At 64.3% G+C, this 7,996-nt stretch carries 9 protein-coding genes; 3 read left to right on the top strand and 6 right to left on the bottom strand.

Annotated elements, in window-relative coordinates:
- Positions 1 to 6: 6 nt before the first annotated feature.
- Positions 7 to 222, bottom strand: coding sequence for a 30S ribosomal protein S21 (rpsU, locus tag G4G71_RS29885; RefSeq protein ID WP_003085057.1), 216 nt, complete (start codon positions 220 to 222; stop codon positions 7 to 9).
- 200 nt (positions 223 to 422) lie between these two features.
- Between rpsU and tsaD the strand changes: the two genes are divergently transcribed.
- On the top strand, positions 423 to 1,448 hold the full coding sequence (gene tsaD, locus G4G71_RS29880; RefSeq protein WP_169942441.1) for a tRNA (adenosine(37)-N6)-threonylcarbamoyltransferase complex transferase subunit TsaD: 1,026 nt from the start codon (positions 423 to 425) through the stop codon (positions 1,446 to 1,448).
- A 94-nt stretch (positions 1,449 to 1,542) separates the two neighbouring features.
- On the opposite strand, the gene plsY is transcribed toward tsaD, so the two are convergent.
- Complete coding sequence (plsY, locus tag G4G71_RS29875) at positions 1,543 to 2,112, bottom strand: glycerol-3-phosphate 1-O-acyltransferase PlsY (protein WP_169942439.1); 570 nt, start codon at positions 2,110 to 2,112, stop codon at positions 1,543 to 1,545.
- An 80-nt stretch (positions 2,113 to 2,192) separates the two neighbouring features.
- Between plsY and folB the strand changes: the two genes are divergently transcribed.
- Both folB and folK read left to right on the top strand, forming a co-directional pair.
- Positions 2,193 to 2,546, top strand: a complete 354-nt coding sequence (gene folB / locus G4G71_RS29870) for a dihydroneopterin aldolase (RefSeq protein ID WP_169942437.1) — start codon at positions 2,193 to 2,195, stop codon at positions 2,544 to 2,546.
- Positions 2,537 to 3,073: a 2-amino-4-hydroxy-6-hydroxymethyldihydropteridine diphosphokinase gene (gene folK, locus G4G71_RS29865; protein WP_169942435.1), complete on the top strand. Its 537-nt coding sequence runs from the start codon at positions 2,537 to 2,539 to the stop codon at positions 3,071 to 3,073. The genes folB and folK overlap by 10 nt, the downstream gene beginning before the upstream one ends.
- 109 nt (positions 3,074 to 3,182) lie before the next feature.
- Here folK and G4G71_RS29860 read toward each other — a convergent pair whose 3' ends face one another.
- From G4G71_RS29860 to G4G71_RS29845, 4 genes are all read right to left on the bottom strand, one after another.
- Positions 3,183 to 4,412: a multifunctional CCA addition/repair protein gene (locus G4G71_RS29860; RefSeq protein WP_169942433.1), complete on the bottom strand. Its 1,230-nt coding sequence runs from the start codon at positions 4,410 to 4,412 to the stop codon at positions 3,183 to 3,185.
- A gap of 161 nt (positions 4,413 to 4,573) precedes the next feature.
- Positions 4,574 to 5,083 carry a DUF4136 domain-containing protein gene (locus G4G71_RS29855; RefSeq protein ID WP_169942431.1) on the bottom strand — a complete coding sequence of 170 codons (510 nt, stop codon included), beginning with the start codon at positions 5,081 to 5,083 and terminating at the stop codon, positions 4,574 to 4,576.
- Between the two features lie 58 nt (positions 5,084 to 5,141).
- Positions 5,142 to 6,695 (bottom strand): SpoVR family protein, encoded by a 1,554-nt coding sequence (locus G4G71_RS29850; RefSeq protein ID WP_169942429.1) that lies wholly within the window; start codon positions 6,693 to 6,695, stop codon positions 5,142 to 5,144.
- Entirely contained in the window at positions 6,692 to 7,963 is a 1,272-nt protein-coding gene (locus tag G4G71_RS29845; RefSeq protein ID WP_054908024.1) for a YeaH/YhbH family protein, read from the bottom strand. Before G4G71_RS29845 ends, G4G71_RS29850 begins: the two co-directional genes overlap by 4 nt.
- Between the last annotated feature and the right edge of the window lie 33 nt (positions 7,964 to 7,996).

Below are 7,996 nucleotides of genomic sequence, written 5' to 3'. Positions count from 1 at the left end.
TGTAACTCAGTACAGGCGCTCGCGGCGGCGCTGTTCGCGCTGCACTTTCTTGGCGTGACGCTTAACAGCGGCAGCGGCCTTGCGCTTACGCTCGGCGGTCGGCTTTTCGTAGAACTCACGGCTACGGACTTCGGCCAGTACGCCTGCTTTTTCGCAGGAGCGCTTGAAACGACGCAGAGCTACGTCGAAGGGTTCGTTCTCTTTAACTTTGACGGCGGGCATCCAGGTCGTACCTTCAATGATTACCGGAGGATTTATCGCGCTCCTGACGGTTGTTCGGAGTCGGCGGTTTTCAAGGGTTGCGGATATTAAACGTTCGGAAGGAGGAATGCAAAGCCTCCGATCGAAAAGCACTGGTCCGAAGCCCAGCCGGCGATTATGATGCGCGGCTTCAATTTTGCCCAGAGAAAAGGCTCAAACCCATGCTAGTGCTGGGGTTGGAAACCTCCTGCGACGAGACCGGCGTCGCCCTGTACGACAGCGAAAAGGGCCTGCTGGCCGACGCGCTGTTCAGCCAGATCGACCTGCATCGCGTATACGGCGGCGTGGTTCCCGAGCTGGCGTCCCGTGATCACGTCAAGCGCATGCTGCCGCTGATTCGCCAGGTACTGGACGAGTCCGGCCGCACCGCCGAAGACATCAACGCCATTGCCTACACCGCCGGCCCGGGCCTGGTGGGCGCGCTGCTGGTAGGCGCTTCCTGCGCCCAGGCCATGGCGTTCGCCTGGGGCATACCGGCCGTCGGCGTGCACCATATGGAAGGCCACCTTCTGGCTCCCATGCTGGAAGAACAGCCGCCGAAGTTTCCGTTCGTCGCGTTGCTGGTATCTGGCGGCCACACCCAATTGGTTCGGGTGGATGGCATTGGCCGTTACCAGGTACTCGGCGAGTCGGTGGACGACGCTGCCGGCGAGGCCTTCGACAAGACTGCCAAGCTGCTCGGCCTGGCCTATCCCGGTGGTCCGGAGATCGCCCGTCTGGCCGAGCGCGGCACCGCGGGTCGCTTTGTTTTCCCAAGGCCGATGACCGATCGTCCGGGACTGGATTTCAGCTTCAGCGGCCTCAAGACCTTTGCGCTGAACACCTGGCAGCGCTGCGTCGCTGAAGGTGATGACAGCGAACAGACCCGCTGCGATATCGCCCTGGCGTTCCAGACTGCGGTGGTCGAGACCCTGACCATCAAGTGCAAGCGCGCGCTCAAGCAGACTCACCTGAAAAGCCTGGTCATCGCCGGCGGTGTCAGCGCCAACCAGGCGCTGCGTCAGCATCTGGAAAAGATGCTCGGCGAAATGAAGGGCCAGGTGTTCTACGCTCGCCCGCGCTTCTGCACCGATAACGGCGCGATGATCGCCTATGCTGGCTGCCAGCGGCTGGTGGCGGGGCAGCAGGATGGCCCATCGATCGGCGTCCACGCGCGTTGGCCAATGGAGTCGCTGCCAGCGATCTGAATAATGAAGCTGCAAACGACGCGGCGCATGCTCTGAGCGGCATGGGCCGTTTTTTCGCTTGCAGCGCGGTACGCGGGCCGGGAAGCTCGCGGCTCTAGAAGTGACGCTCGCGTCCGGCGATGAGATCGCGCAGGTTGCTACGGTGACGCCAGACAATCAGGCCGGTGAGCGCGGTCATCGGCAGCAGCGCCGACGGCTCCTGCCAGGCCAGCAGCGGCAGCGTCAGCGGCGTGGCGACCAGGGAAGCGAGCGAGCTGGTACGCGACAGCTTGAAAGTCACCAGCCAGGCGACTGCCGCGAGCAGGGCAGCTGGCGGGTAAAGCGCCAGCAGCATGCCGGCGGCGGTGGCGACGCCCTTGCCGCCGCGGAAGTTGAAGTACAGCGGGTAGAGGTGACCGATCACCGCCGCCAGCCCGACCCAGGCCTGCTGCATGTCGGACAGGCCGAGCAGGCGGGCGATGAGGACGGGCAGCAGCCCCTTGGCGAGATCGCCGAGCAGGGTGAGGATGGCGATCTTCTTGCCGGCCAGGCGCAGCATGTTGGTGGCGCCGGGGTTGCCCGAGCCGCTGGCGCGCGGGTCGGCAGTGCCGAACAGGCGACTGAGGAGTACCGCGAAGGACAGTGATCCGAGCAGGTAGGCGAGGATCGCCAAGAACCAGAACATGGTTTCCACCGGAGACGAGGTCGTTTCCGATTCTAACGGGGCGCCGGCCGCTTGTCGTGTCGCCTTGGAGCATGCAGTCAGTGGACAGAGTTTTCATCGAGGGGCTGGAAGTGGACACCGTGATCGGCGTCTACGACTGGGAACGGGGCATCCGGCAGTGCCTGCGCCTGGACCTGACGCTGGGCTGGGACAACCGCCCGGCGGCGGCCGACGACGATATCGCCAAGGCCCTGGACTACGCCGTGCTCTCCGAGCGGGTCATGGCCTTCGCCCGTGACGCGCACTTCCAACTGGTGGAGACCTTCGCCGAGCGCCTCGCCGAGTTGTTGATGACCGAATTCGGTATCCAGTGGCTGCGCCTGAAGGTCACCAAGCCTGGCGCCGTTGCCGCCGCTATCGGCGTGGGTGTGGAGATCGAACGCGGATGCCGCTGACGACGGTCTACCTCGGGCTGGGCAGCAACTTCGACCGGGAGCAGCACCTGCTCGCGGGGCTGGAGGCGCTGGACGAGTTCCTCGAGGATATCCGCTGTTCGCCGGTGTTCGAGAGTGAGCCGGTGGGTATCCGCAGCGGTCCCTTCTACAACTTCGTGATTGTGGCGCGCACCGACCTGCCGCTGGCGGAGTTGAGCCTGCGGCTCAAGCACATCGAGGCGGACAACGGCCGCTATGCGCCGGAGCGCAAGGGCCTGCCGCTGGATATCGACGTATTGCTGTACGGCGATCTGCATGGCGAGTTCGATGGCCTGACGCTGCCGCGTGCGGAAGTGCTGAAGAACGCCTTCGTGCTCTGGCCGTTGGCGTTGCTGGCTCCCGAGGTGAAGCATCCGGGGGCTCAGCGTTCGTTCGCTGAGCTCTGGTCGGACGCGCAGATCGCCCAGAAGCTTTGGCCGGTTCCCTTCCAGTGGCGGGGCGCTGAGCTGACGCCGGCGGCGCTGATCGGGGCGCACCCGGCGCCGTAATGGCTTTTCTGTAGGAGCGAGCTTGCTCGCGAACGATGTATCCGGTGACGCCAGCGCTGGGCGGGTTCGCGAGCAAGCTCGCTCCTACAAGAAAGAGCATTCCGCCGTTTCAGGTGACGTGGTTTTCCTTGTAGGCCTTCAGGGCGTTCAGACGCTCGCGCTTGAGCGCTTCGCCCAGCTCCGCCCCCTTGTATCCCTTCTCCAGCAGCGGCTGCACTGCGACCGCGCGTGCGGCTTGCGCTGCGCCGCGCAAGTATTCCGCCTGCGGGTAGTCGCGATCTTCCAGCCCATGGCGGCCGCGGGCGTCCATCTCGCTGGCGGCGAGAAACTCCTCGAAGCGTTGCGGCCGGCGATACACGTCGAAGGACTGCAGCAGCTCGAGGATGGTATTCGGCCGCAGCTCCAGCGCACGGTGGCAGTGGGTGTGGTACTCGCCGACCAGTCGCGCCAGCTCCTGGCAGTCCCGTGGGACCTTGAAGCGCGTATTGATCGCGTCGATCAGCGGCAGGCCCAGATGTTCGTGGGCGTGGTGTTTGGGCCAGTCTTCCTCGCGGGTTTCGCCCTTGCCGACGTCGTGCACCAGGCAGGCCCAGCGCACGCTGAGCGGCTGGTCATGTTTAGCGCACTCACGCAGCACGGCCAGCACGTGTTCGCCGGTGTCCACTTCCGGATGATGCTGCGGCGGTTGCGGCACGCCGAACAGGCCGTCCACTTCCGGCATCAGCACGGCGAGGGCGCCGCAGTCGCGCAGGACCTGGATGAACACGTCCGGGCGCGATTCCATCAGGGCACGGGAGATTTCCTTCCAGCTGCGTTCGGCAGTCAGTGCTTCCAGCTCTCCGGATTCCGACAGTTCCCGCATCAGTGCCAGGGTTTCCGGCGCCACGCTGAAACCCAGGGGGGCGTAGCGCGCAGCAAAGCGGGCGACGCGCAGCACGCGCAGCGGGTCTTCGGCGAAGGCCGGGGAGACGTGGCGAAGCAGGCGGGCTGCAAGGTCTTCCTGGCCGTGGTACGGGTCGACGACGTTGCCGTGGTCATCTTCGGCCATGGCGTTGATGGTCAGGTCGCGGCGAATCAGATCGTCTTCGAGGGTGACCTCGGGGCTGGCGTAGAAGGTGAAACCACCGTAGCCGCGCCCGCTTTTGCGTTCGGTGCGGGCGAGGGCGTATTCCTCGCCGGATTTCGGGTGGAGGAACACCGGGAAGTCGGCGCCCACCGGGCGGTAGCCCTGGGCGAGCATCTCGTCGGCGCTGGCGCCGACCACCACCCAGTCGGTGTCGCTGAAGGGGATGCCGAGCAGGCGGTCGCGCACGGCGCCGCCCACCTTGTAGATCTGCATGAAGCTGTCTCCTGTTCTGGGGGATAGCTTCGGGGTTTGTGGCGGGTGGGGCAAGCGTGGCGGGGTGTTGGCCGTGCTCGTAGGAGCGGACTCTGTCCGCGATAGGTCCGCATCGCGCCGGATATCATCGCGGACGAAGTCCGTTCCTACGCGGTGCGGCGTTACGGCGTGGCGGCGGGAATCTGTTGGACGAGGGCGCCGATGGCATCCTGCAGGAGTGTCGCGCTGGCGTGGGCGGGGCTGAGGCCGGTGCTGACGGTGCCTTCCCACAGGGTCCGTTCCTGCGCATCGGTCAGGCGCAGGCGCAGGGTGCCGGTCTCGTCGCGCAGACGATGAATGGCGAGATAGGGGCCCAGCGGATTGGGCGGAGGTGTATCGACCTTGAATTCCAGCGGTGCGTCCTGCAGCGCCAGCCAGTAGTAGACGCGGAGCTGTGGGGTAGCGCTTTCGCGGTAGCCGCGCTCGATCAGGCCCTGGCGCACCTGGGCGTTGATCAGGGGATAACGGCTGCGGTAGGGCAGGGCGTCGACGGCGTTTTCCGGCGGCATCAGCTGGAAGTCGCGCAGCCCGGCCAGGCGCGCATCGGCGGCATACGCGACCTGGGCGTGGGGGACGGGGTTGCTGCAGGTCGCGACAGCGAGGCAGAGCAGGAGAATGGCGAACAGACGCATGGCGGTCTCCAGCGGGGTTGCCGCCATGCTTGTCACGCCTGCTGCCCCGGTCAACCGATCAAATGGGTGGGATGATCAGGTCGAGCCGGGGGTAACCCTCCTCGCTGTCGCGTTCACCCTTTGGGGGCATGTGGAAGGTGTTGACGATGTTCTCGCCCTGCAGGGTTTCCAGGTGGATATCGAAGCCCCACAGGCGGTGCAGGTGCTTGAGCACGTCGTCGGTGGATTCGCCCAGCGGTTTGCGGTCGTGCTGCTGGTGGCGCAGGGTCAGCGAGCGGTCACCGCGGCGGTCGACATCCCAGATCTGGATGTTCGGTTCACGATTGCCGAGGTTGTACTGCGCAGCCAGGGTTTCGCGGATCTTGCGATAGCCGTCGTCGTCGTGAATGGCGTCGACCAGCATGTCGTCCTTCTGGTCGTCGTCAAGAATGCTGAACAGCTTGAACTCGCGAATCACCTTGGGCGAGAGGAACTGCAGGATGAAACTCTCGTCCTTGAAGCTCTTCATGGCGAACTTGATGGTGGCCAGCCAGTCGCTGCCGGCGATGTCCGGGAACCAGCGCTTGTCTTCCTCGGTGGGGTGTTCGCAGATGCGGCGGATGTCGCGGTACATGGCGAAGCCCAGCGCGTAGGGGTTGATGCCGCTGTAGTAGGGGCTGTCGAAGCCGGGCTGGTAGACCACGCTGGTGTGGTACTGGAGGAACTCCATCATGAAGCCGTCGCTGACCAGCCCTTCGTCGTAGAGGTCGTTGATCAGGGTGTAGTGCCAGAAGGTCGCCCAGCCCTCGTTCATCACCTGGGTCTGGCGCTGCGGGTAGAAGTACTGCGCCACCTTGCGCACGATGCGCACGATTTCGCGCTGCCAGGGTTCCAGCAGCGGGGCGTTCTTCTCGATGAAGTAGAGGATGTTTTCCTGCGGCTCGCTGGGATAGCGGGCCAGACCCTGTTCCTTGTCCTTGCCGGTGGCCTTGGGAATGGTCCGCCAGAGGTCGTTGACCTGGCGCTGGATCTGCTCCTCGCGCTCCTTCTGGCGCTGCTTCTCTTCCTCGGCGGAGATCGGGTAGGGCCGCTTGTAGCGGTCCACGCCGTAGTTCATCAGGGTGTGGCAGGAGTCCAGCAGGTCTTCCACGGCGTCGATGCCGTAACGCTCCTCGCACTTGTTGATGTAGGACTTGGCGAACACCAGGTAGTCGATGATCGAGGTGGCGTCGGTCCAGGTGCGGAACAGGTAGTTGCCCTTGAAGAAGCTGTTGTGCCCGTAGCAGGCGTGGGCGATCACCAGCGCCTGCATGCACTGGGTGTTCTCCTCCATCAGGTAGGCGATGCACGGGTCGGAGTTGATCACGATCTCGTAGGCCAGGCCCATCTGACCGCGCTTGTAGTTCTTTTCCGTGCTGAGGAAGTGCTTGCCGTAGGACCAGTGGTTGTAACCGATGGGCATGCCGACGGAGGCGTAGGCATCCATCATCTGCTCGGCGGTGATGACCTCAATCTGGTTGGGGTAGGTGTCCAGCGCATAACGTTCGGCGAGACGACTGATCTCGCGGTCGTACTGCTGGATCAGCTCGAAGGTCCACTCCGAGCCGGTGGCGATCGGCTGGCGCTTGCTCATGCGACGAGCCTCCTCTGGAACAGCTCGCGGAACACCGGGTAGATGTCCGAGGCGGAGACGATCTGCTGCTGGGCGAAGCTGTCCTCGAAGGTGTCGCGGATCTTCTCGTACTCGAACCACAGCGCCTGGTGTTCGCGCGGGGTGATCTCGACGTAGGTGTAGTACTGGACGAACGGCATGATCTGCTTCATCAGGATGTCGCGGCAGACCGGCGAGTCGTCGTTCCAGTTATCGCCGTCCGAGGCCTGGGCGGCGTAGATGTTCCATTCGTTGGTGGGATAGCGCTCGGCCATGACTTCCTGCATCAGCTTCAGCGCGCTGGAAACGATGGTGCCGCCAGTCTCGCGGGAATAGAAGAACTCTTCCTCGTCCACTTCGCGGGCGCTGGTGTGGTGGCGGATGAACACCACTTCGATCTTCTCGTAGTTCCGCTTGAGGAACAGGTAGAGCAGGATGAAGAAGCGCTTGGCGATGTCCTTGGTGGCCTGGGTCATGGAGCCCGAGACGTCCATCAGGCAGAACATCACGGCCTTGGAGGTCGGGTTGGGCTGCTTCACCAACAGGTTGTACTTGAGGTCGAAGGTATCCAGGAACGGCACCTTGTCGATGCGTGCGCGCATGCCGGCGATCTTCTGCTCCAGCTCCTGGATATCGCCTAGGTTGTCCGGCTCTTCGCGCTTGAGGCGATCCAGTTCCGCCACCGCGGCCCGCAGCTTGCCGCGGGTGGAACCGGAGAGGGCGATGCGCCGGGCGTGGGCCGAGCGCAGCGTGCGGACGATATTGATGCGCGAGGGGTTGCCCTCGTTGCTGATGCCGGCGCGCACGGTCTTGAAGGTATCGCTGCCGGTGAGATGCCGCTTGATCAGGTTGGGCAGTTCCAGGTCCTCGAACATGAAGTCGAGGAACTCTTCCTGGGTGATCTGGAAGACGAATTCGTCCATCCCCTCACCCTGGTTGCTGGCCTTGCCGGCGCCGCGCCCACCGCCGCCGCCCTGAGGACGGGGAATGTGTTCGCCGGTGGTGAATTCCTTGTTGCCGGGGTGAACGACGGTCTGCTTGCCGCCGCGGCCGTGGTGGAGGACCGGTTCGTCGATATCGCGGCCGGGAATGCTGATCTGCTCGCCATGTTCCATATCGGTGATGGAGCGGCGGCTGACAGCCTCCTCGACGGCCTTCTTGATGTGTTCGCGGTAACGCCGCAGGAAGCGCTGGCGGTTCACCGTGCTCTTGTTCTTGCCGTTCAGACGCCGGTCGATGACGTAGCTCATGAATGCTCCTCAGGGCCTGCTGCGAAGCGGAAC

The sequence above is a fragment of the Pseudomonas multiresinivorans genome, assembly GCF_012971725.1.
GTDB classification, from domain to species: domain Bacteria; phylum Pseudomonadota; class Gammaproteobacteria; order Pseudomonadales; family Pseudomonadaceae; genus Pseudomonas; species Pseudomonas multiresinivorans.
Note: the sequence above shows the minus strand (reverse complement) of the source record. Positions and strands in the feature narration are given on the sequence as shown.

Excerpts from the sequence above, each read along its gene's own strand:
- tsaD (WP_169942441.1), top strand. The coding sequence starts at position 423 with ATGCTAGTGCTGGGGTTGGAAACCTCCTGCGACGAGACCGGCGTCGCC.
- G4G71_RS29850 (WP_169942429.1), bottom strand. The coding sequence starts at position 6,695 with ATGAGCAAGCGCCAGCCGATCGCCACCGGCTCGGAGTGGACCTTCGAG.
- plsY (WP_169942439.1), bottom strand. The coding sequence starts at position 2,112 with ATGTTCTGGTTCTTGGCGATCCTCGCCTACCTGCTCGGATCACTGTCC.
- folK (WP_169942435.1), top strand. The coding sequence starts at position 2,537 with ATGCCGCTGACGACGGTCTACCTCGGGCTGGGCAGCAACTTCGACCGG.
- rpsU (WP_003085057.1), bottom strand. The coding sequence starts at position 222 with ATGCCCGCCGTCAAAGTTAAAGAGAACGAACCCTTCGACGTAGCTCTG.
- G4G71_RS29860 (WP_169942433.1), bottom strand. The coding sequence starts at position 4,412 with ATGCAGATCTACAAGGTGGGCGGCGCCGTGCGCGACCGCCTGCTCGGC.
- G4G71_RS29845 (WP_054908024.1), bottom strand. The coding sequence starts at position 7,963 with ATGAGCTACGTCATCGACCGGCGTCTGAACGGCAAGAACAAGAGCACG.
- G4G71_RS29855 (WP_169942431.1), bottom strand. The coding sequence starts at position 5,083 with ATGCGTCTGTTCGCCATTCTCCTGCTCTGCCTCGCTGTCGCGACCTGC.